This window comes from Capnocytophaga genosp. AHN8471 (assembly GCF_016806945.1).
Classification (GTDB): domain Bacteria; phylum Bacteroidota; class Bacteroidia; order Flavobacteriales; family Flavobacteriaceae; genus Capnocytophaga; species Capnocytophaga periodontitidis.
The window spans coordinates 18,750-41,729 of sequence record NZ_JAESPJ010000016.1 but is presented as its reverse complement, the minus strand read 5'-3'; the positions used below and the strand labels follow the sequence as shown (position 1 = coordinate 41,729).

Genomic DNA, 22,980 nt, shown 5'->3' with positions numbered 1-22,980 from the left:
ACACTAATTTATAAAATACAAAATCACACAAAACCTCAAATTTGTAAATTATATTTCTTACACACACATTATTTATAGAAAAAAATATCAAATACCACATTTGATTTAGATTTTTTTACGTTGAATTTTTCGTAAAAAAATTCCCTATTTTACCACTAAAAAAGTAGTATTTTTACACTATCCTTACTAAGTTGTTAAAAAAATACCTTCCAAACATATCATTTCTTCAAAAATTTAAGAGTTTTGCGAGTTTTAGTAGATTATACCTTTGCAATTGTTTATTTTATAAAGAATTTACTGTTAAATTTGCGTTAAACTATATTTTTCTTATGGTTACTTTAAAATACTTTTCTTTATCTTTGTACCGTAAAAAGGAAGTAACCGATGCCTTACCCAAAGAAGGTTTGATTTTCCAGTATTAAAATATAAATAGTTATGGAAACAAATGTAAACAAAGTGCAAGCTCTTGAGTTTGACGAAAAAGCTTTAGTAAATGCGTTTGAAGTTGAAGAACTTGAAAAACGCTATGAGTTAGGTTGGTTTAAAAGTGGTAGTGCATCCGCTAAGGCAACTATTGGGCCAGATAGATCACCTGAATATCTATTAGAAATTAATGGATTTTTTTAAGCTACTTTAAGTACATAGGGTAATTAAGGATCATCTTAGTTACCCTATATTATTAAAAAACATAACAATATGAAAACACTATTCCTTATCCTTTTATTCGCAGCCACACCCTTACCCGCCCAAGTAGCCGAACTCATCCTGCTTGATATCTCTACAAAGCAGCCCATCTCCAATGTCGAAGCCTATTATGCACGCTCTCTCAACGGTACTATTACCAATGAGGAAGGTAAGTTACGCATTACTGTAGAAAATGATACGCTTACCTTAAGTCATATAGGCTATGCAACTAAAAAGATTTTTACAGATAAAACTTTTACTAAAGCAACTGTCTGTCTCAATCCTCAGGAAATACAACTTGACGAAGTAGTACTGTATAATTTTGATTTGAAGAAAAAAGTGAAGTATGTAATTGATAATTACTTTAAGCTGTATGATACTAAGTCTAAGATATTGGAGTGTACCTATCGAGAAAAGATGATAAGAAATGATACTCTAAGAAGACTTTACCAAATACAATTAGACTGGTGGAGTAAGAATTATGTATATCAGCCTAAAGAACCATTAAATAAAAATATACAAATACACCTTAAAAATACTGATTACTCCAAGATTTCTAATCTTGAAGACGGAACTAATTCAGCATTTTTTAAACCTGCTTTTATTTTTCAGTATCTTCATCTCAATCCATATTTAGTGTTTTTGTATAATGCTAAGAATATACAAATCAAAAAAGTAGAAAAAGATAAAGAGCATACTATTGTAACTTTTGATTCTGACATCATTTCCAATAAAGAAATAATACAGTTTGCAAATTCAGTAATTTATTTTGATAATACTACTAATGCTATCAAGCGAATTGCATTCACTCAAAAACCTATAAATGGAGAGGGAGTGTCAGAAAAGAAAAAGATACCATATAAGACAATTAATAACAAAGGCACTTGGGAACTGACCTTTACCTCTTATAACAATAAATTATTATTCAGTTCATTTACTGCAAAAATGAGTTGTATGTTTCAGTATGAAAACAAGCAAGATTATGTTAATATTGAGCAATCTTTTTTACGCACAGGTACACAAAACAAGCATATCAAAAAAGAAAATAGAATAGACGTAGAAAAACCTTTCTTTGAATACGTTACCCCTCATAAACAAGGTGAAGCCAAGTTTTTACTTACTAAAGAAGAACAAGAATTTATAAACCAATAGCCTTATGCCTACCATCGAGAAATCTCCAGAATTTTACAAGCATTACCCCGCTTTGTTTCACACTTATTTTCCTACTGTAAGTGCGGAAACCTTGCGCTTGCTCTGCAAAGCGGGTTATACCTATTACAATGCAGTGCTTTGTTTAGACGCCTTGGTAGACGAGGGCGATACAAAAGCATTGGTGGAAATGCTTGCCTTGCAAGAGGAAACAATTAAAATCCTCACGAGTATTTACGGTTATAAATCGCCCTTTTGGGAACTATGGCAACAGCGTAAAGCAGAGTACTTTAAGGCTATACAAACCGAAAAACGCCTGCTTACTATTCCTGAGGTATCGTTTGAACAATACAGTAGCTTAGCAGATGATAAGTCGGCTTTTGGCAAAATAGCTATAGATAGCCTTTGGGTACAAAGCAACACTCAAAACAAGGCTGTGTACGAAAAATTATTATTGTCACATCGCTATTTTTCAGTAGGGTTTCAGCTCTATGACGATGTAAAGGATTTTGCACGTGATGTACGCCGTGGGCAATTCAATTGGGCAGTCTATCAGTTACAACAAAAAGTAGATTTTGCAGGAGAACAACACGAGCCTAACACCCTTCACAAATATTTGTTTGTAAAAGGCGTGGGGCAAGACTTGCTGAAAGAAGCTATTGTGCAGTTTGAAAAGGCAAAAGCTGTAGTAACTGAGCTGAATATTCCCAGCGGGTGGTTGCAAACTATTGAGCAGATGATTAGCACTATCCAAAGCTATTTGGAAACTACCGAAGGTTATTTGGCGGTGCTAAAAACCACTCTTGCTCTTAAAAAAGAACGAAATACTGCCTCTTTTTTCAATTTTTCAGCAGTAAAAGAAGAGAGCATACACAAAGGCTTGGATTTTATAGAGCAAGATTTCCGTCAGCATTACGCTGAACTAAAACATACTATGTACTTAGGTAATGCCGAAGGCTTTGAGAACACTTGTCAGGTACATACTTCCGATACTTTCCAGCGTGCACTATTAGACGATTGTTTGTACACTATTGCTCAAACATACCAGTTGCCCATTACATCTTTCTTTGAGGAGGAATACCACTACTTTATGGAGCGTATCAATCCCGAAGTAGGTGCTTGGCAATACTTCCCCACCGTACAAGAAATAGCTCCTGATATTGACGATTTGGCGCAAATAATGCAGTTCTTTATTCATATTGGCAAAAAAGATGAGATTGCTAAGCACTGTCAAAAAGCCATTGATACTGCTATCAATAGTAGAAGTTGTGCGAATGGGGGCATTGAAACGTGGATACTCCCCAAGCACGACCTAACATCTTTACAGCAAAAGCAACAGTATTTCAACGAAAGCAAGTGGGGCACAGGTCCCGATGTGGAGGTAGTAGCTAACTTCTTGTATGCACTCCATCTTTATGACCCAAAAGCCTATTTGTCTGTTATCCAAAAAGGAATTAGTTATTTATTCTCTCAACAAAAAGAAGAAGGCTATTGGGAGAGTCGTTGGTATTACGGCAATTATTACGGTACTTACGTTTGTGTGCGCTTGTTGCAATGCTTTGGTGACCAATATACAAACCAGATACAGTGTGCTGTCAATTATATCAAAACTCATCTCCCTACTGAACCCCTTTCTATAGCATTGGCTTTACTCACTTTAAAAACAGTGGGACTCAAAACTGATGAAACTGCTATAATCCTACAAAAACAATTGCTTGCTACTCAAAATATCTTAGGAGGGTGGGAAGCTATGAACTTTATCAAACCTAAAGCGTACGAACCTTATAAAAGCGAAACGCTCACTACTGCTTACGCCCTTAAAGCCCTTTGCTTCTAATGCAAAAAAAAATTCCACATATTAATCCCTCTATTACTTTCAATAAACTCAGCGATAACGAGTTTATTCTCTGTAACACCCTTCATAAGCATTATTTGAAAATCAATAAAGATACTTATGATCTCCTTTCACTCATTGACAATGAGCGCTCTCTTCAAGAGATATGTGAACTACACAACCAGCAATCTGAAAAGGAACTTACAGTAAATGCTCTGCACTTTCTTCTTTACGACAAACTCTCGAAGTATGGACTCTTAGTAGGCGAAGAAGAACAAATAAAACCTTATCAAAAGCCTTCCTATCTCAAGCTGAGTTTTATCATTTTTAGCAAGCGTTTTATTGCTAAAATCACCCCTTCACTACATTTTCTTTTTCGCAAGAAAATCGCTTGGCTTATCTTATTCGTCTGTACAATGGTGATAGGTACAGAGCTTTATTTACTTTTAGATGGCTATAAGAGTTTTAAGGTGCAAGAAAGTGTTATTTTCTTTTTGGTTGTAATGGCTATAAGCGTTACCTTTCACGAATTGGGGCACGCTACTGCAGCAAGCCATTTTGGGGCAGAACACGGAGGAATTGGCGGCGGTTTCTATCTGTTTACTCCTGTTTATTTTGCCGATGTTACTGATGTATGGCGACTCAAAAAATGGCAACGGGTGGTGGTAAATTGTGCAGGAATGTATTTTGAAATCATTTTCTGTACTTTGCTCTCATTAGTAGGGTTATTGTTAGGACAAATAAGTCTGACCCTCATTGCTATTATCGTTTGCTTACACACTTTTTTTAATCTCAATCCATTTCTTAGAAGCGATGGCTATTGGATACTCTCAGATATTACAAATAAACCTAACCTTTTGCAACACTCTTTCCGCAAAATAGGTGATGTTTTCAAAATGATCAAAGGTAAAAAAGTACAGTGGACGAAAATAGATTTTCTCTTATTAGTCTACGGTTTAATAAGCTATAGTTTTATTGTACTGTTTGTGTATTACGTACTATTTAAAAACCCTCATTCTATATTAAACTTTCCACAGAACTTATATCATTTCCTTAAAAGTTTATGTAATAAGGACGCTACCATTAGTTTGGTATCATTTGGTGAGTTGATTGTACCAATGCTATTCTTTTATCTCTTGTTCAGCTTTTTAAAGAGTATATTGAGAAAGAAGAAAATATAAAAAGATTACTACTTAATAAAAAAGCACTACTCTTTAATTATAGCAGTGCTTTTTTCTTTATTCATCGAGCTGTTTTTGCTTCAATGCTTTAACTGATGGTACAAGCATTCTAACAGTAAAATCTTTCGATTTATCTCTTACAATACTTTTACTCAATTTTTTCAGTTTTTGTGAGTTACTCACATACCCAATACTGGCTTTACCAATCGTCTGACCCCTGATACCTGACACCTGAAACCTGTCCCCTGAAACCTGACACCTGCCCCTCACCCTTGGTGGGTTTTCTTGAGCAGGTCATTTACTACTTTCACAGGGTTGAAGGTGATGATAGGCACTTCAACGAATAGGGTAATCCAATGTGCCATTGAGCCATTCCACAAACCGGGGAGTTCTAATGCTTTTAGCGGACGACCCATATAGGTTTTGGAGGTGATAAAGGCTTGGTTAGGGTCTACGTATTGTTGTAGGTCGAACTTCTCGCCTTTATAGTTTTTAGTGCCACAAATCAAATCTACAGGGTTGAAGTGAGTAGACTGTTGGAAGATTTCCTTTTGCTTAGCATCCGCCATATTTACTTGGGCAGATTCGATGATTTGGAGGCTGTAGCCCTCACCGTCTTTCACCCAGAATGGACCTCCACCAGGTTCACCTTCATTCTTCACCATTCCACACACGCGTATAGGGCGATTGAGCTGTTCTTTGATGAACTCCATAGCGTATTGGCGGCGGAATTTATAGATGTAATCAGGAACAGTGATATTGATTTCCTTTAGAAAATCGAGGATGTGTTTCACCTCTTTTTTCTTAATCTTATTATTGTCGATACGGCGTAAGATTCTAAAGATTTCATCCTGTACTTCACATAGTTTACCCGCGAGAGCTTCTTTGTAGAACACCGTTTCATCGGTGTATTTTTTTACTACCACATTGTCGATATTCTTGATGAAAATGATATCAGCATCAATGTCGTTGAGGTTGCTCAACAGGGCGCCGTGGCCAGCAGGGCGGAAAAGGAGATTGCCTTCTTCATCGCGGAAAAGCTCGTTATCTTCGGTTACCGAAACTGTGTCGGTGCTTGGTTTTTGGTAAGAGAAATCTACATCAAAAGTGATGTTGTAACGCTCTTCGAGCACCGGTTTAATGAGGTTGAGTTCTTTGTAGAAAGCTTCGGTATGTTGCTCGGTAATAGTGAAGTGCAAGTGAGCTTCTTGCTCGTCGGAAGCGTAGAGCACTGCCTCGCGGAAGTGTTCTTCAAAAGGGGTAGCGATTTTCTCGGAGTGTTTGTGGAAAGGGAGTAGTCCTTTGGGCATATTGCCATAGCCCAAACCATCCTCATTAAGGAGGGTATTGACGATAATGTGTTTTTGGATATCTTCGTTTAGTGAGGAAAAGTCGGGGTGTTGTTTGTCGATAGCTGCTTTGAGGAGGGGGTAGAAAGCAAAGCGTTCAAGCCCATCAAAGAAAGTTTTTACTTCCTTATTGCCAGTTCTACCGATATAGGCTACAAACGATTCGCGGTCGGGCTGGAAATCGTCTCTAAAGGCAAAGAGCGATTTGAACATACGCGTTGCCGCTCCTGAGGCAGGTACGAATTTCAGGATAGTGTTGCCTTGTTTGCGTTTTTGGTAGATAGCAGCGTATTTGGCAGCTTCTTCTTTACTAAACGGGATGATACCATCGTCTATCACAGCAGCTTTGTAGAGCTGGATAGGGGGTACTCCTTGTTTAAATTGTGCTACTTGGGCATTGAGCATTGCTTCGGTAATACCTTTTTTGATCAGTAGCTGACGGTCTTTTTCTGTTAATTCATTCATAATATAATAGTTTCGTTCAACATTCTAATACTTACGATTATTTGAGACGTCAAAGGTATAAACAAAAAAAGACAAAAGCAAGAAAAAGTTGAAAAAGTTTTAATTGTTAATTATCAATCGTCAATTGTTAATGGTTAAAATTTCGTCGTAATTGATGTAATTTCTATGAAATGGCTTGCCATTGAAGCGTATTTCGCCCGCCTTTTTACCCTTTTCGATAGTGAAGATTTTGCCGTTCTCTAAGTGAAGGGTAGCTTTATCGAACAAAGGGGGGGTTAGATAATACCTGCCATCGGAAGGGTTGAGAGGGTAGAGGCCTAAGGCTGAGAGCACATACCAACTGCTCATTTGTCCACAGTCCTCATTGCCACAATGCCCGCTGGGGGTATTTTTGTATTGAGTATTCAATATTTCGGTGACGCGTTGAGATACTTTTTCGGGGTGGTTCGTGAAATGATAGAGGTAAGCCACGTGATGACTCGGTTCGTTGCCGTGCACGTATTGTCCTATCATTCCGGTACTGAAAATAGGCAATTTCTCATCGGGAGTAACGGCTAAAGTGAACATCGAATCGAGTTTCTGTTCAAAAGCATCAGTACCCCCCATCGCATCGCGCAAGCCGAGAATGTTATGAGGCACAAACCAGCGGTAATGCCAAGCATTGCTTTCGCAGAAGTATTTGCTGTAATCCTTAGGATTGAAAGGCTTGATAAACTGTCCTTTACTATCTTTAGGGCGGAAGAAAGTTGTTTTTTCGTCAAAGAGGTTGCGCCAATTTTCAGCGCGTTTGGCAAAGTAAGCCGCATCTTGTTCCTTGCCGAGTGATTTGGCAAATTGCGCAATACACCAGTCGTCGTAAGCGTACTCTAAGGTTTTAGACACCGACCAATTTTCTCCTGATTTATCTAAATCGTAAGGCACATAACCATATTGCTGGTAAAGACCAATTTCGCGTTCTTTCACCATTGCACTTTGTTTGCAAGCCTCATAAGCTAAGGGGATATCCATCGGGATATTCTTAAAATAAGCATCTACGATAATAGGAACAGCGTGATAGCCTATCATCATATTAGTTTCACCGCCCTGCATACTCCATACCGGTAAAGTGCCATTTTCGCGGTAGTGCGCTAAGAAGCTCTTGATAAAATCGGCGGATGCCTCACGATGCAACAAGGTGTAGAGAGGGTGAGCCGCGCGGAAAGTATCCCAAAGTGAGAAAGTATCGTAACGCTTTTCGGGGGCATCGACATCACTGAAGAGGTTAGGCGCCAACATCGATTGGTAGAGCATTGTATAGAAAATTGTTTTTTGCTCCTCAGTTCCCCCTTCTACCGTAATTTTCTGTAATTGTCGTTCCCAGAGGTTATGAGCCGCCTCGCGATAGTCGTCGAAAGCAAAATGAGGAGCTTCGGCTTCCATATTTTTATAAGCGCCTGCAATGCTGTGCATAGAAAGTGCTGTTTTTACTACTATAGTTTCATTTTCGGCAGTAGCATAGCGGAGCACAATTTTAGAGCGGTTAGCTTTGCCGTTTTCTTTTTCTTCAGTAAATTCCTTATCAAAAAAGGGTTTGGAGAGCTTGATAACGAAATACACCTTTTGGTTACGCGCCCAACCGGTAGAAAAGCGATAGCCTTCCAAAGTAGTGTTATCTACCACTTTCAAATAAGTTTCAGTAGGTTTATCCCAGTTGATGCTATAACCTAAATCTACGGTAATTTTGGATTGTTCGTCCTTAGGGAAAGTATAGCGTTGTACGCCTACGCGCGGAGTAGCAGTGAGTTCGGCTTTGATGCCATAACTCAGCAAATCAACGCTGTAATAACCGGCGGTGGCGGTTTCGTGTTTGTGAGAGAAATAGGAGAAAGGCAGGTGGTTATTTGCCTCAATGCGCTCGTTAAATCTACTATTGGTGGGCATAATGAGTACATCGTAGAGGTCGCCAGCCCCCGTACCTGAAAGGTGGGTGTGTGAAAAGCCGGTAATGATGCTATCGGGGTAGAAGTAGCCCGAAATTCTATCCCAACCTGGGATACCAATATCCGGACTGAGTTGCACCATCCCAAAAGGCGTCATTGCCCCAGGGTAGGTATTCCCCGTGCCATCGGTACCGATGAAGGGGTTTACATAATTAGTGAGTTGTTCTGTAGCTGGCTCTTTTTGCTCTGACGGACTGTGGCAAGCTACCAAGGCAAATGCCAAAAGGTAAAGGTATGGTTTCATTAGTTTGTTATTAGGTATTAGGTTTCAGGATTTTCCAAATTTGCTAATTTTCTAATTTCCTACAGCTCCATAATCACTCTGTTAAGAGCGCCAATGGTTTTATCCAAATCCTCGTAAGTAAGCGCATCGTTAAGGAAGTAACTTTCAAAAGCACTTGGTGGCAAATAAACGCCTTCGCGCAACATTCCGTGGAAATACTTGCGGAAACGCGCTGTATCACTCTTAGCCGAAGAAGCGAAATCGGTTACGGGATTTTCGTTAAAGAAAAGGGTAAACATAGAGCCAAAACTGTTGATTTGATAAGGAATGCCCGCACGTTTTAGCACATTGTCAAATCCTTCGTGTAAGTAAGCTGTTTTTTTCGCTAAACTATCAAACACTTCGGGCTGTTCATTCAAAGCGGTGAGCATCGCCAAACCAGCACTCATCGCCAAAGGATTACCGCTAAGGGTTCCCGCTTGGTATACAGGCCCTTCAGGTGCTAAGTAACCCATAATTTCTTTATTAGCAGCAAAAGCCCCTACGGGGAGTCCGCCGCCAATCACTTTCCCAAAGGTAACAATATCAGCTTTGATGCCAAAGACTTCTTGAGCTCCGCCTTTAGCCAAGCGGAAGCCGGTCATCACCTCATCAAATATCAAAAGGGCACCATTTTCAGTACAGAGTTGTCTCAATCCTTCCAAAAATCCTTCGGCAGGAGGCACACAGCCCATATTGCCCGCCACAGGTTCTATAATCACACAAGCAATTTGCTGAGGATTGGCTTCAAAAAGGGTCTTCACCGATGCTAAATCGTTGTAGTTTGCTAAAAGTGTATCTTTAGCCGTGCCTTGGGTTACCCCAGGGCTATTAGGGCTGCCAAAAGTGGCGCCACCGCTACCCGCCTCAATGAGGAAAGCATCGGAATGTCCGTGGTAGCAACCTGCGAATTTGATAATTTTCTCTCTACCGGTATAGCCACGTGCCAAGCGGATAGCGCTCATACAAGCCTCTGTACCGCTATTCACAAAGCGGATTTTATCGATATTAGGCACCATTGCAACCGCCAATTCGGCGATTTGCACTTCTACTTCAGTAGGAATGCCAAAAGAGGTGCCTTTTTTAGCGCGCTCGGTTACTGCCTCAATTACAGGGGCGTAGGCGTGGCCTAAGATGAGAGGCCCCCAAGAGGCAATATAATCGATGTACTTGCGGTTATCCTCATCGGTGAGATAAGCGCCTTGGGCTTCTTTTATAAAAATAGGATGTCCCCCTACAGCATTGAAAGCGCGTACGGGAGAGTTTACTCCACCAGGGAGTACTTGTTGTGCAGCTGCGAATAATTCGCTACTTCTTTTGTAAAGCATATCTTTTTAGGTAAGGGGTAAGAGATAAGAGGCAGCAGATAACGCTTTTACTTCTTATCTCTTACTTAAGTTGAATATCAAACTGTGTAAGGTCTCTAAATTGTTGTAAACGGGCAGTTCGCTCGTTGTGGGTGAGGGAGAGCAGTCGTTCAGCACCGAATTTTTCAATACAGAACGAGGCTATATTTGCCCCTTGAACGATAGCGTTTTTCAAGTTGGTGAACGAGTAGTCGCGAGTTTTAGTGAGATAACCCACCATACCACCAGCAAAAGTGTCGCCAGCACCTGTGGGGTCAAATACTTCGGCTAAAGGCAAGGCAGGAGCAAAAAACACTTTATCGTCGTAGAATAAGAGTGCGCCGTGTTCACCTTTTTTAATCACTACATACTTCACACCCATTGCCATAATGCGCTGAGCAGCTTTCACAAGTGAATACTCTTTGGTAAGCTGTCGTGCTTCTTCATCGTTGATAGTGAGCACATCTACGCGGGCGATTACCTCCATTAGCAAATCCCAAGTGTGGTTCATCCAGTAGTTCATCGTGTCCATAACCACTAATTTGGGGCGCTGAGTCATTTGGTTGAGCACGTCCATTTGTAGGGTAGGGTGGAGGTTGCCGAGTAGAAGTACTTCGGCATCGCGAAAAGCCTCAGGGACTACGGGTTTAAAATCGTTGATAACATTCAACTGAGTGTCGAGGGTATCGCGTTGGTTCATATCGTTGTGATACTTGCCACTCCAGAAGAGTGTTTTACCACCGTGTACAATCTCAATGCCCGACACATCAATACGGCGCTCAGTTAGTAGATGTAGATACTCTTGAGGATAGTCGTCGCCTACGATAGAGACGACCGCAGCAGGGATTTCAAACTGAGCGGCAGCGAGCGCTATATAGTTAGCCGAGCCCCCCATAATAGAGTTGCTTTTTCCAAAAGGTGTTTCTATTTGGTCGAAAGCGATGCTTCCGAGAATAAGTAGTTTGCTCATTTATTTTAAGTAAGAGATAAGAAGTAAGAAATATAGTAATCTTACTCTTTGCAAATTTCGGGCAAAAGTACAAAATTATTACGAAATACGGATTATAAACGAAGGGAATTGTAGTATTTTTCTAATTTTTCCTGAAGAAGATAGTGTATTTTTCTACAAGAAGAGTGTTTTGCAAAACTTCCAATAGTTCTCACGCTACAACCTTTACTAAAGTTTTTTATCATTCGTGATTTGTAATTTAAAAATTATTTTATACTTTTGTTACAAATAACAAAAAATACACTTTAATGAAAAGAATATTTTTATTATACCTATTGTCTTGTATTACTTTTAGCCTCAAGGCTCAAGACTATAAAGTAAAAAAGGGAGAGTTACAAATTGAAGGTACTCCGGTAGCCAAATTAGAAAAGAAAGAGGGCAAGTACGAGTTTAGTGACCTTAGCGGTAATTTTATGTACAAAGCGGTACTCACCGAAAAAACTGCTCAAAACAATCGTGCTCCTCATCGCTGGGTGGAACTCACTGGCAACAATGGTAAAGTGCGGGAAATCCCCTTGCCCGATAAACTAAAATTTACCTTTTCGGGTGAAAAAGCTATTGTGGATAATATGCTCAAATCTAACACTGGCCTGCTTACTGTTAAAGGCATTGACCCTGAAGTAGTAAAAGCTTTCTTCTCTACCGAAGACCGCCAATTCTCTCAAAAATGGGATCCTATTTTTGAGAAAGTAACTGCTGAAATCAAAGTTGAAGATAGATTAGAAAACACAGATAAGATTTTAGTAAAAGAAGGAAATATTTTTAGAAAAGAAATGAAGATAGGTTCTTACTCTAAAAAAATCACTCCTATGGGTGGAGCTATGACTGTCTATGAATTTGTTTTCTATGACATTACGGGTAGACAAATAGCCTCTTCTAATTTTACCTCAATGGTAGATAAAGAATATTATCTTATCCAAACTTTTGATGGCAAAACACTCCCCGTATTTGTGCCTCTCATCGGTTTTTCAAGTGACTTAGAAAAACGCTTAGTGATGAAGCTCTATGCCAACGGTTATCCTTTTGGCGATATGGCTCCTTACTTCGCCCAATATGAAGAAGATAAAAAAGCAGCTCAAAACGCATTTCAACAACAGCGAATAGCTGAAGCTCGCAAACAGAGTGTAAATTTATACAACGTAGAGGGTTATGTGTTAGACTCCCAAGGCAATAAACTCAATGGACTTATCACTATTGAATTTGAATCAATTGCTCCAATACTCGATAAAAATGTAGTCTTTGCCAATGTAGATAACGATATAGTAAAACTTAAAACTACTGATGGTAAAGAAACTAAATACAATGCCGCCGATAACGTAATTTTTGGGGTAGGTGATAGAACTTTCTTAGGTACTGATAGCGGGCGTGAAGTGGGCTATATCTTTAAGGTGGAAGGTGAAACAAATATTTATTTCTACGAAATTCTCTATGCTAACAACGGTAATTACGTGCTTTCACATCCTAAAATGCCCGAGGCATACCTCATCAAAATAGGTAGCAAACCTGCTCTGTATGTAGGTGATAAAGACTCTTTCCGACGTATTAAAACTCCTGAAGAGGTGCAAAAACTTGTATCAAACTATCTCCAATGCCCTGCAATTAACCCCGCTGACTATAACACCACAAATAAAGAAAGCCTCATAGCACTCATCAACGATTACACCGCAAAGTGCAAATAATAAAAAATCAGGCGCGTTAGGAGAACATCTTCAACGCGCCTATTATTTAGCAGATTCTCATCACAGCCTTAAAATACTCGCGCAGTTCTGCTACTTGAGCATCGTTGATGGCTACCATTTTGCCCATACTTATCCCTTGTAAGATAGATTTCGCGCTATTACGGCAGTACTTCCTTTTTTGATAAACGCTCTTATGTCTTTCCCCTCATTTTCTTGCCATAAAGAACTTACGGGTACATTGTGTACATCTTGTAAGAAAATCCAGCTATAGGCACATAAAATACTGCCTATTGCCATTAGGAGGATACTGAGGGTTGTATTCATAAGACTTCAGTTTAATTACATTATAAAAGTATTATTCCCCGCTTTGAGTTCTTTTGTTGTGTTTTTCCATACAAAAGTGCCTTTGAGCTTTTCGGGTAGGGTGATATTAGCATTGAGCTTCCCTTTTTATCCAATTTATAACTTACTTTGATAGTGCCGTAAGGATGTGGCATAGAGCCAGACACTTCTTTAAGGGTACCTAAATGAGGGGCTATTTTCACTTCGGCAAAACCTTTGGCTGCTGTATCTATGCCTAATAACATACGATAGAATTCTATATTGGGGCTGGCACCCCAAGCGTGGCAATCGGAGCGGGTGGCTTTGATATTAGAATCTTCACCCCAAGTAGTCATACCAAGTTTGAGGTAATCGCGCCATACGTCCAATTGTTGTAGGTATTCATCGGCTAAACCTACTTTGGCAAGTGCCTGATTTACATAGTAACGGAAATAGATAGAAGCTCGTGTGATATTAGAGAAGTTCATCATTCGCTTGAAAAGGTCTTGAGCAGCTTGTCCCTCTACAATACCGGTGAGAATCGCCAAAGTGTTAGCGTGCTGAGAGTAGTTCTTTTTGGCAGGGGTATCGGCGAAAAGTTGTTGAGTGTTATCCCAATATTTGTCGTGAATACTCTGAGCCAATTGAGCAGCTTTCTGTTGGTACATCTGTTGTAACCCCCTATTGCCAAGCGCCATTTCTAACTCATTTGCCCATTGGTAAGCCCATAGCAGTTGGAGGTCTAACACGGCACTACCGCCATCGGGATTGAGAGGAGGTTCGCCCATTTTCCAACCTTTGGCATTCTCAGGCCAATCTACAAACTTCCAATAAGGTGCATTTTTGAGGGTACCATCGGGTTGGGTATAGCTTTCGTAGAAAGAGAGAATTTGGCGCATTGCAGGCAGGTGTTGTTTTACAAAATCACTATCGGGGCAATAGCGGTAATAGTCGTGCAACATTCCTATCCACATCAGTGAGAAAGTAGAAATGATATTATCGCCCGATGCAGGATAGCGCCCTTGGGTAACACCTTCTGCCAAACGAGAATCGCTAATTGCGTTGATAGCTTGACGTGCAAGGCGATCGTCGGTAGTGTTGTAGTAGGTAATCATCGCTTGTATACGGGTATCACCTACGTATTGTAATTGTTCATAGTAAGGGCAATCCATATAAGTTTCCATCGCACACATACGAGCGGTGTGCCAACCTACATTTAGTATTTGAGTGAGCTGTGGATCATCGGAAGAGAAAGTAGTTGCTCTTTGGAAAGGATAGCCCGTTGCGAGACTGTAGAGTTGTTCGATAGTAATAGGTTCACTACCCGTTTGTACCGAGAGTTGTAGATAGCGGAAGGTTTTCCAATATAAGGGGGTGAAAGTTTGTTGCTTTTTCCCATTGGCAATCAGGCTGTCGGTAACCCCTTGTAGCTTTTTGCCTTCTATTTCATCACGGTTGCCTTTATCGTAATTGTTATCGTAAAGAGCTTCGGCATATTTGAGCGCGATAGTCGCATTTTTGCCACCGCTATATTGCAATACGGGGTAGGCATTGGTGTTAAAAGTTTGGTCTAAAAGTATAGTAGCTTTTGTGTTTGCAGGGACGGTAAAGTTGAGTTTGCCAACAGGCATTTTTTTAGGGAGACTGAGCCCTTCAGTTTTTCTGACTTTGAGTCCGTATTGAGGAGTGCGTTCCATTTGAGGAATGGCAGAAGGGACGAGCATCCAGTCGTTAGCGCCCATCGTATTGACTCCTTTAGGTAGCCCTGCGCCTATAGTAGCAGCTTTTTCCCAATGACTATCGTTGTACTCAGGGCTTTCGCTATTGAGCACAGCTTTGTTCATATCGATAAACTCGCCATAAGGAGCTACAAAAAAGCCTATAGCGTTGGGTTTTACAAGCGCATAAGCAGTATCGTGCACACACTTCCAAGAAGCATTTGTATTCAAAGCACTTTCGGCTTTGCCATCACCTTGCAGTATAAAAGCTGTCCGTGAGCTGATTTGCGCCAAAGGTTTGTGCTTGCCATCATTCCACACGGTAGCCATTATCACATTGTTGCCTTGCATTAGGTAAGGGGCAATATCTACTGTTTCGTAATGCCAATGGTAGAGGTCACCGCGAGCGGGACCTAAAGAGACTAACTGACCGTTTACAAACAATTTGTAGCGATTGTCGGCAGAGACGTGAACCACATAAGTAGCAGGTTTGGCCTCGAGCGAGAGCACTTTGCGAAAGTGATATACGCCATAGTCATTAGGGTCAGTATTAGGTACATACACCCAGAAAGCGCGCCAGTTTTTAGTGAGCAACTCAGGGTTTACTGTTTGAGCTACTGCCGAAAGACTGAGAAAAGCAAAAAGAAGGAATAGGTTTTTCATAGCGTTAAATTGTTATTCATCTAAAATAGAAGCCTCGTATACGTTGTGTTCATCGGGATTGTGGAGGGGAGTCCAAACTTGTGCAAAGAAAGGATTGCGTTTGGCTTCCTCGTCGTAATTCCAAGGCATAGGGAGGCACTCAGGGCACCAATGTCCGCCGAGCAAAACAAGTGTAGGGCTCGCCTGAAAGTGATGACCGCAGGCACATTCCCATTCCAATTTTGTTTTGAGGTCTCCTTTTTGCATTTCGGTAGAGAGGCATTTACCTCCGCGGAAGGCTGCTGCTTGTTGCATATCGCTGAGGTCTAATTCGCTTTTAGGTTTGCTCTCGTCGTAGCCGTGATCTAACTTTTTAGGTTCTTTAGACGCCTGCTCAAAAGTAAAGTGTTCCCAAGAGGGGATTTGTTCCCATTGTTCTTTAGAGCCAAAGAAAGCAGTGATGCGGTTTTCGCAATGGTGTTTGAACCAATACAAAGTGCCAAAAGGCTTATTGGCAACGGGTTTAAACACGAGGTTTTTAATTACCCACGACGGGATATATTTAGCTAATTTAGCGACTTTAGGTGCGTGCTCTTTCATTTCGGCAACAAATTCTTCTAACGACCCTGAACGGAAATGCAGGTATTTTTCGAGTTCATCGGAATCGAGATACCACTGTCCGTGGAAATTGCGGGTGGCAAACCAATTAGGTTCCCATATCTTGCGAAAGTCTTTTACGCCTACCAAGCTGCTGGTCATTTGCATAAACTCCCAATTCATAGAGCGGTATTTTTCACCTCCCCCGATGTTGTAAATACGACACCAAAAATCCTCAGGCACACTGTCTTCGCAGGCATTGGCGAGCATTCTGCCTGAGTCGCGCGCAGTTACCCACTCGAATACGCCATTCAAAGGTTCGTGAAACATAATAGGGTCGTTAGTGTTCTTCATCAAATCGAAGTAGAGCACTCCTGTTTGGCGAAGCGACACCCAATATTTGAGTCCAGATTCAATCACCTCGCGTTCGGCAATGGTTTTAGTAAGAGCATAGTTGTCGTAAATACTTATTTTGATAGGGTCACCAGTACGCCCCCAATGAATAGGAGGATTGCGGTCGCCTGTTTGAGCCACTGTGCCTATATAAACGAGTTTTATGGCATCTTTATTAGGCTGACTCTGGATAGCTTTTACGATGTTTTTTGCTGCCCCAATATTCACTTTGGTGGTAAGAGCTGGGTGATAATCAGCCATAGGGGCAACCATACCGCCAACGTGTAACACATAGTCTGCTCCTGTAACGCATTCGAGTACATCGTCGTAATTGGTAAGGTCGCCATAAACAATGGTTACATTGGGTTTCTGCTCCCATTCTTGCACTAAAGGTTTGTTCTTTTCGTGAGGGAGTACTAATATTTTTATTTGAAAACGGTCGCTACGGCTGAGGAGTTCTTTCATTCCTTCTCTACCCATATTGCCTGTAGCACCTGTGAGAAATACGGTTTTCATTTTTTATCTCTTTAGTTCATCGAACGCTTTGTTAGGTTTGAGCACATTAGCTACTTTTTGCACTACAATTTCTTTAGGTACGGTAAAAGTTGCTGTTTGCAAAATATTTTCGACTGAATTGCCTACTTTTACAGTGTAAGTACCTGCTTCAACTACCCAAGCTGAGCGTGCGGTATCAAAAGAAGCAAGACTTTTGGGGGTGAGGGTAAAACTGAGTGTTTGTGATTGTTTAGGGCTGAGTAGTTCAGTTTTTACAAAAGCTTTGAGTTCTAAGGCTGGTTTATCCATAGACTTTGCAGGAGCTGAAAGGTATACTTGTACTACTTCCTTACCTGCTACTTCACCTACATTGGTTACTTCTACACTTAAACTGAGTTTTTTGCTGAATTTAGTAGGCGCTTTAAGCTTTTTCATTTCAAATTGGGTATACGAAAGTCCGTAACCAAACGGATAGGCTACAGGTTTACCAAAAGAACTAAAATAGCGATAACCTACATAAATACCTTCGTTGTAAACACTTTCAGTAGGGGTGCGTTTTGGCAGTCCAGGGAAAGCAGTAGCCGAAGGGATATCACTATAAGAAAGTGCCATCGTTTGAGGCAACTTACCTGAAGGATTGGTTTTGCCGGTGAGGATATTAGCAAAAGCATTCCCCGCTTCTTGACCAGGCAACCAAGTGATGAGTAGCGCATCGGCAAGGTCTTGCCAAGAAGTAACCTCTACTAAAGCATCGATATTAAGAGCAACGATAAGCTTTTTACCTTGAGCGTGGAAAGCGCTGGCGGTAGCTTTAATAAGGGCAAGCTCTTTGTCGTTGAGAACATAATCAGTTTCGACACTGCGATCGGAGCCTTCACCGGCACTTCTTCCAATAGTGATGATAGCTGCCTCACAATTGCGTGACATCTGTTGAAGTTGTTGTTCGCTTATAGGAAACTCTTCTACAGGTTTGACAACATCTAAGATACTCACACGTTTAGGGCGCTTTGCCTTTTCTTCGATGATGTAGTTGAGGTAAGCGTTTTTGAGGTTTTCGTCTAACAAAAAACCTGCTTTTTTAAGTCCGTCGTAAAAAGAAATCGTATAGGCTGATTGTACTTCACCACTACCAGTTCCCCCTACGAAAGTATCGTAAGAAGCGTTACCTAAGAGAGCTATTTTGCCGGCTGATAAGGGAAGAGCAGCCTTGTTTTTCAAAAGAATCATCCCTTCTTCAGCTACTTGTTGAGCTATGGCTCTGTTAGTAGTAAAATCGGGTTTTTGGTTGTACGGATATTGCTTGAAAGTAGGTGTTTTGACTACTAATTCTAATATGCGTTGTACATTGCGATTAAGTTCAGCTTCTTGCAGGCTACCGTTTTCAATAGCTTCTTTTATTTTTTTTGTTTCTTGCTTGCGCCCTGGCATTAGCAGGTCGTTACCTGCTTTCACTTGGTCAGCGTATTTGCGTCCCGCGAGCCAATCGGTAGTAACCATTCCTTTGTATTGCCAATCATTGCGAAGAATCGCAGTGAGCAGATCGGAATTTTCGGAGGCATAAGTACCATTGATTTTATTATAGGAGCTCATCACTGTCCAAGGATTAGATTTTTTGATAGCAATTTCAAAAGATCGAAGATAGAGTTCACGCAAAGCACGCTGGCTCACCAAAGCACTCACACTATTGCGATTAGACTCTTGATTATTAGCTACAAAGTGTTTTACAGATACACCTACCCCTTGACTTTGGACACCATTTACCGCTGCAGTAGCCATCTCACCGCTGAGCACAGGGTCTTCGGCGTAATACTCGTAGTTACGACCGCATAGAGGATTGCGAATAAGATTCATACCAGGGGCGAGAAGTACATCTACTCCCATTTCTTTTACCTCGTTGCCCATCGCCTTACCTACCGAAGTGGTGAGTGTGGTATTCCAAGTACTCGCTATCAAACTACCTACAGGAAAAGCAGTGGTATAGATTTTTTCACCGTTGACGATCGTAGGGTCTATACGCAATCCTGCAGGCCCATCTGCCATTATTACTGAAGGGATACCCAAGCGCGGAATGGCTGTAGTAGCGCCTGCAGCCCCAGGCACTCTTCCTTCAATACGCCCCGCAACAGTACCATCGCTGCTTTGTGATACTGAAAGGCCAATACCGCTTAGCAGGGCTATTTTCTCGTCAAGTGTCATCGCTTTGATTACTTCGTCAATGTTGTTTTTGCGAAGCTGTGGGGCTGGTTGTGCAAAACTTAGCGAAAAGGCTAAAATTGTTGTGATAGTTATTACATTTTTCATAGCTGTTATATTTTATATGATATTGACAATGAATAAACACGGTTTTTAGGATTTCCACTATCGTGATCAATAAAATTATATCCTCCACTGGTAGTACCTCCATCAGTATAATAGGATGTTAAACTAAAGGTATAGCGAGCTCCTATACTGAATTTTGTATTAGGAATATGGTATCCTAAACCTACACCTATAGCAAAATCAAAATCTTTTGCAATGTCTTTTAGTTTGTCGCTATAAGTAACTTTATTTCCAAAGTAAGAAAGAGAAACTTCGTAATCAAGTGAGTTTTTTACATTGAAAGCAAATTGAGGCCCTGCCTCGGCATAAAATCCTCTGTAAGTATATTGTACCATTACAGGAATGCCGATATAATCCATTTTTACATTATCTGTATATACTACGGGAGTTCCTCTATAATCTCCTGTAATGTTAGATTTATATCCCTGCATAGAGTATAGTACTTCGGGTTGTAAACTAAGAGATGGGAGTATTTTATAATTTGTAAAAACACCTCCTACAAAGCCTACTTTGTATTTTGTTTGGCTTGTATCATTTATATTAGAAATGTTACTTCCTGCTTTTACTCCAAAAGAAAAGCGAGTTTCTTGCGAAAATGTTATAGAAACACATAGAGCAAGTGTTAAAAATAATATCTTTTTCATTTCATAATAAGCTTTATTGTTCCATTATTTGTACGGGACCTATGAGCCCAGCACTCATAGTATCACTGCCTTTGAGCTTTTTGAATACTTTTTCTCCTTTTTCAGCTTGCCCTACAAAATCGTTGTAAGCGGCATTTGTGATAGTAATTTCGAGGGTATTGCTACCTTGTTGAAGATAAGGAGTAATATCGGTTACAAAAGGCATAAACACTTCTGAGCTCACTTTTTTGCCATTCACTACTATATCGGTAGCGTAATACACTTTGCCTAAGCTGAGGAAATAGTGTTTGGAAGGGCTGAGTGAGCTGATTACAAACTCAGTAGTATAAACAGCAGGAGCGCTGTTGTACTTCAGCTGTGGATGAGTTTTCCAATCGAAAAGAGCGGTGTTTTCCACTTTTATAGTCCCTGCTTGTATATGCCACTTTTCAGGAGTAGCTACAGCTTTAGCAACCGATGGATTGTAAAGCACTTTTGAGCTGAGAGGCATCTCGGTCATCTGCTTAGAAACCATAAAGAAAATACTGCTATAAGGTGGCAACTGATAGCGGTAAGCGCCTTTTTCAAGATTGGCAACGCGAATACTGCCATCGGTAGCATCAAGCCAATAAGCGTATCCCAAACCTTTTTCAGTTTGAATAGGCACCTCTTGCCAACTGTCGCTTTCGTTCCAGATGAATTGTGCATAACTGTCGTCTGAGAGCTTACGGCGCTGCTGACGCAAGGCGGGGTTAGGCTGCATATACGTAATAGGCAACTGAATAGACGAATACCAATTGTTTAGCATTTCTGCTTGCTCTTTGATATGATGGCTGCCAATAGTTTTAGCGAGTGCCTGCATTGCTTTTTGGGTTTTTATATCGTTTTTCTGATAATTGAAATAGTTAGGTTGTTGGGTAGGTACATCGCCTATCAACAATATATTTGCTCCTTTTTTAGCTAACTTTTGTAAGTTTTCAGCACTCTTGAGTTGGATATATGGCAACCGAAACAATATGAGCGATTGGTACTCATTACCTCGTATGCTAAGGCGTTTGTTGTGTAACAATGAAAGTTCTCGCAAAGAAGCATCGTTGATCCAATCCCAAGTGACGCCAAGCTGGTTGAGTTCATCAATAAGAGGCATTATCTGTTTTAACCATTCAGTATCGATAGCACGACTATAGGCTACATTTTTGTTTTCGGCAGGAAGTGGAGGCTCAGTATCCTTCAACTCACCCGCTATCATTACCTCGCGCGGGTTGGCAACTTCTTCGCTATAGTTTAAGAAAGGATAGTATATCAGCACATCGGCGTGAGGTTTGCCAGAACGCAATACGTATTGAGCGCGCTGTGCGTATTGGTTGATTTGGCTAATATATTTCCAGAAAGGATTGTTTTCATTGATATTCGATGAAAAGTCAATGCCTAAGGCTGAATTGTAGAATGGATACCACCCTTCTTTTGGGTAGCCCTCAGGGAAATATCGATAGGGAGTGCCATGATAGATAATTTGATTTACCCCACTACTGAAGAGCTTATCGAAAGTGAGCTTGAGTTTGTGAGGGGTGGTCATATAAGCGCGTTTAAAATAAACGGCTGTTTCACAACTAATGATAGGGCGATTGTACAGGTGTGCTCCTGAAGTAATGAGTTTGTAACCATTTTCAGAACCTTTGGAGAAAAGCATCGTTTCTACTTCGGGGATAGAAGCCAAGCCTGCCGCTGCCATTATGTCCATATTGAGTCCATAAGTTTGAGTGCGGTGCAAGAGGTTGCGAGCATTTGTCCAATGTTTAGAGCTTTTTAAAAAGTGCTTTTGCAATAACTCACTAAGGGTAAGGTCGTAGTCGTAACGCAAGCGCCAATCGTCAGTTCCTAAACTAAAATAGGGAGCATTAGCAGGATGTGCCATACGTTCGTACATATTGTTATAACCACGCCACATATTAGCTGGCAGGTAAGGGGTAGGGTCATAACCGCGTTGTTGCTTGAAAATGCGGATAAAATCATCAGAGAAATGTCTGTTGGCTTTAAACTCATAACTATCGTTGAAAATCGCACGTACGGGTTTGCCAAAATAAGGGGCTAAGCCTGTACGTTTACCAAAGAAATAGTCGTAATTTTTCTTTACTTGTAGTGAATCGAAATGATTGAACACGTAGCCCGCTTCGCGTTTGGCGATGAGCATAGGCGTTTCCTGAGTAGGCACCGACCAAAAGGCGATGGCTTTCCACCCTTTGGGAGCGCTGTATTGTATAGTGTTGTTTTTTACTTTATCGGTAATATTGATGAGCGTTTTAGGGTCTATACGGAAGGTTTTATCGGTAGCAGTAGTATCATTTAGGAATTTACCAGCCAATACAGCTACTAATTTAGCAGTAGGGTCATCGGAATGTGATGCTCTTGGCAGGGCAATAGGTTGCGCACCCAGATTAGCAATGCCAAACTCAAGGGTAAGATTACCTTCTTCTTTAGCAATATGTGGCCCACCAGGAGGCCAGCCACTGCCGTTGGTGAAATCGACAGTAACGTTGCGTTTTTGAGCTTCAGCGAGCATTTGCTTGATGTTTTCGTAATAAGCAGGAGTATCGTAGTTCATTATACGGTCGGCACGACCTTTGCCACGCGTGGGCATTACTAAAGCGAAAGGTTGGATTTCCACCCCTCCGAAGTGATTGTCGGCAAAGAGGTTGATTTCCCGTTTTAGCTCTTCGGGAGTGATATCGTTCCCTGGTAGCCACCAACGAGTAAAAGGGGCAAACTGAGGTGCCGGATGTGCAAAGTTTTCAGCAGAGAAAGTTACCGACGGCAACCAGTATTTCTCGGCTTGAGTTTGTGCCTTGAGTGGGGTGATTGCCAAGAGTATAAAAGGAAATAAGCGTTTCATAAGCTAAGAAATAAGAGGTGAAAAAGGAGGCGCAAGCTAACGCCT

15 protein-coding genes are annotated in these 22,980 nt (G+C 40.9%); 5 read left to right on the top strand and 10 right to left on the bottom strand.

Translation table 11 applies throughout. From position 1 onward, the window contains the following. Positions 1–435: 435 nt before the first annotated feature. The 4 genes from JMN12_RS06800 to JMN12_RS06785 all read left to right on the top strand — a co-directional run bounded on the left by JMN12_RS06800 (position 436) and on the right by JMN12_RS06785 (position 4,848). Positions 436–627 (top strand): hypothetical protein, encoded by a 192-nt coding sequence (locus JMN12_RS06800; protein WP_203082299.1) that lies wholly within the window; start codon positions 436–438, stop codon positions 625–627. Positions 628–696: 69 nt separating this feature from the next. After that, positions 697–1,836, top strand: a complete 1,140-nt coding sequence (locus tag JMN12_RS06795; protein ID WP_203082296.1) for a carboxypeptidase-like regulatory domain-containing protein — start codon at positions 697–699, stop codon at positions 1,834–1,836. Positions 1,837–1,840: 4 nt separating this feature from the next. Then, positions 1,841–3,670, top strand: coding sequence for a prenyltransferase/squalene oxidase repeat-containing protein (locus tag JMN12_RS06790; RefSeq protein WP_203083904.1), 1,830 nt, complete (start codon positions 1,841–1,843; stop codon positions 3,668–3,670). After that, positions 3,670–4,848, top strand: coding sequence for a site-2 protease family protein (locus tag JMN12_RS06785; protein WP_203083905.1), 1,179 nt, complete (start codon positions 3,670–3,672; stop codon positions 4,846–4,848). Before JMN12_RS06790 ends, JMN12_RS06785 begins: the two co-directional genes overlap by 1 nt. A 266-nt stretch (positions 4,849–5,114) precedes the next feature. Here the strand turns inward: JMN12_RS06785 and JMN12_RS06780 are convergent, their stop codons facing one another. The 4 genes from JMN12_RS06780 to JMN12_RS06765 all read right to left on the bottom strand — a co-directional run bounded on the left by JMN12_RS06780 (position 5,115) and on the right by JMN12_RS06765 (position 11,219). After that, positions 5,115–6,662, bottom strand: a complete 1,548-nt coding sequence (locus JMN12_RS06780) for a DUF4301 family protein (RefSeq protein ID WP_009414051.1) — start codon at positions 6,660–6,662, stop codon at positions 5,115–5,117. A gap of 120 nt (positions 6,663–6,782) precedes the next feature. After that, complete coding sequence (locus JMN12_RS06775; protein WP_203138208.1) at positions 6,783–8,885, bottom strand: GH92 family glycosyl hydrolase; 2,103 nt, start codon at positions 8,883–8,885, stop codon at positions 6,783–6,785. A 59-nt stretch (positions 8,886–8,944) separates the two neighbouring features. Beyond that, positions 8,945–10,231, bottom strand: coding sequence for a glutamate-1-semialdehyde 2,1-aminomutase (gene hemL / locus JMN12_RS06770; protein ID WP_203138207.1), 1,287 nt, complete (start codon positions 10,229–10,231; stop codon positions 8,945–8,947). 61 nt (positions 10,232–10,292) lie between these two features. Further along, positions 10,293–11,219, bottom strand: coding sequence for a PfkB family carbohydrate kinase (locus JMN12_RS06765; protein ID WP_203138199.1), 927 nt, complete (start codon positions 11,217–11,219; stop codon positions 10,293–10,295). A 287-nt stretch (positions 11,220–11,506) separates the two neighbouring features. Here JMN12_RS06765 and JMN12_RS06760 point away from each other — a divergent pair, with 287 nt between their 5' ends. Continuing rightward, on the top strand, positions 11,507–12,937 hold the full coding sequence (locus JMN12_RS06760) for a hypothetical protein (RefSeq protein ID WP_203082288.1): 1,431 nt from the start codon (positions 11,507–11,509) through the stop codon (positions 12,935–12,937). Between the two features lie 129 nt (positions 12,938–13,066). Here JMN12_RS06760 and JMN12_RS06755 read toward each other — a convergent pair whose 3' ends face one another. The 6 genes from JMN12_RS06755 to JMN12_RS06730 are packed head-to-tail and all read right to left on the bottom strand — an operon-like array spanning position 13,067 to position 22,935. Continuing rightward, complete coding sequence (locus JMN12_RS06755) at positions 13,067–13,261, bottom strand: hypothetical protein (RefSeq protein ID WP_203138195.1); 195 nt, start codon at positions 13,259–13,261, stop codon at positions 13,067–13,069. A gap of 20 nt (positions 13,262–13,281) precedes the next feature. Beyond that, positions 13,282–15,639, bottom strand: coding sequence for a family 78 glycoside hydrolase catalytic domain (locus JMN12_RS06750; protein ID WP_203138193.1), 2,358 nt, complete (start codon positions 15,637–15,639; stop codon positions 13,282–13,284). Positions 15,640–15,651: 12 nt separating this feature from the next. Beyond that, positions 15,652–17,124 carry an NAD-dependent epimerase/dehydratase family protein gene (locus JMN12_RS06745; protein ID WP_203138183.1) on the bottom strand — a complete coding sequence of 491 codons (1,473 nt, stop codon included), beginning with the start codon at positions 17,122–17,124 and terminating at the stop codon, positions 15,652–15,654. Positions 17,125–17,127: 3 nt separating this feature from the next. Next, the gene (locus JMN12_RS06740) at positions 17,128–19,404 is read right to left on the bottom strand and encodes a beta-glucosidase (RefSeq protein WP_203082283.1); all 2,277 of its coding nucleotides are present in this window, start codon (positions 19,402–19,404) and stop codon (positions 17,128–17,130) included. 5 nt (positions 19,405–19,409) lie between these two features. Further along, complete coding sequence (locus JMN12_RS06735; RefSeq protein ID WP_203082282.1) at positions 19,410–20,066, bottom strand: porin family protein; 657 nt, start codon at positions 20,064–20,066, stop codon at positions 19,410–19,412. A gap of 13 nt (positions 20,067–20,079) precedes the next feature. Continuing rightward, positions 20,080–22,935 carry a glycosyl hydrolase gene (locus JMN12_RS06730; protein ID WP_203082281.1) on the bottom strand — a complete coding sequence of 952 codons (2,856 nt, stop codon included), beginning with the start codon at positions 22,933–22,935 and terminating at the stop codon, positions 20,080–20,082. Between the last annotated feature and the right edge of the window lie 45 nt (positions 22,936–22,980).

Excerpts from the sequence above, each read along its gene's own strand:
- JMN12_RS06740 (WP_203082283.1), bottom strand. The coding sequence starts at position 19,404 with ATGAAAAATGTAATAACTATCACAACAATTTTAGCCTTTTCGCTAAGT.
- JMN12_RS06735 (WP_203082282.1), bottom strand. The coding sequence starts at position 20,066 with ATGAAAAAGATATTATTTTTAACACTTGCTCTATGTGTTTCTATAACA.
- hemL (WP_203138207.1), bottom strand. The coding sequence starts at position 10,231 with ATGCTTTACAAAAGAAGTAGCGAATTATTCGCAGCTGCACAACAAGTA.
- JMN12_RS06765 (WP_203138199.1), bottom strand. The coding sequence starts at position 11,219 with ATGAGCAAACTACTTATTCTCGGAAGCATCGCTTTCGACCAAATAGAA.
- JMN12_RS06745 (WP_203138183.1), bottom strand. The coding sequence starts at position 17,124 with ATGAAAACCGTATTTCTCACAGGTGCTACAGGCAATATGGGTAGAGAA.
- JMN12_RS06795 (WP_203082296.1), top strand. The coding sequence starts at position 697 with ATGAAAACACTATTCCTTATCCTTTTATTCGCAGCCACACCCTTACCC.
- JMN12_RS06750 (WP_203138193.1), bottom strand. The coding sequence starts at position 15,639 with ATGAAAAACCTATTCCTTCTTTTTGCTTTTCTCAGTCTTTCGGCAGTA.
- JMN12_RS06730 (WP_203082281.1), bottom strand. The coding sequence starts at position 22,935 with ATGAAACGCTTATTTCCTTTTATACTCTTGGCAATCACCCCACTCAAG.
- JMN12_RS06800 (WP_203082299.1), top strand. The coding sequence starts at position 436 with ATGGAAACAAATGTAAACAAAGTGCAAGCTCTTGAGTTTGACGAAAAA.
- JMN12_RS06780 (WP_009414051.1), bottom strand. The coding sequence starts at position 6,662 with ATGAATGAATTAACAGAAAAAGACCGTCAGCTACTGATCAAAAAAGGT.
- JMN12_RS06760 (WP_203082288.1), top strand. The coding sequence starts at position 11,507 with ATGAAAAGAATATTTTTATTATACCTATTGTCTTGTATTACTTTTAGC.
- JMN12_RS06790 (WP_203083904.1), top strand. The coding sequence starts at position 1,841 with ATGCCTACCATCGAGAAATCTCCAGAATTTTACAAGCATTACCCCGCT.
- JMN12_RS06775 (WP_203138208.1), bottom strand. The coding sequence starts at position 8,885 with ATGAAACCATACCTTTACCTTTTGGCATTTGCCTTGGTAGCTTGCCAC.
- JMN12_RS06785 (WP_203083905.1), top strand. The coding sequence starts at position 3,670 with ATGCAAAAAAAAATTCCACATATTAATCCCTCTATTACTTTCAATAAA.
- JMN12_RS06755 (WP_203138195.1), bottom strand. The coding sequence starts at position 13,261 with ATGAATACAACCCTCAGTATCCTCCTAATGGCAATAGGCAGTATTTTA.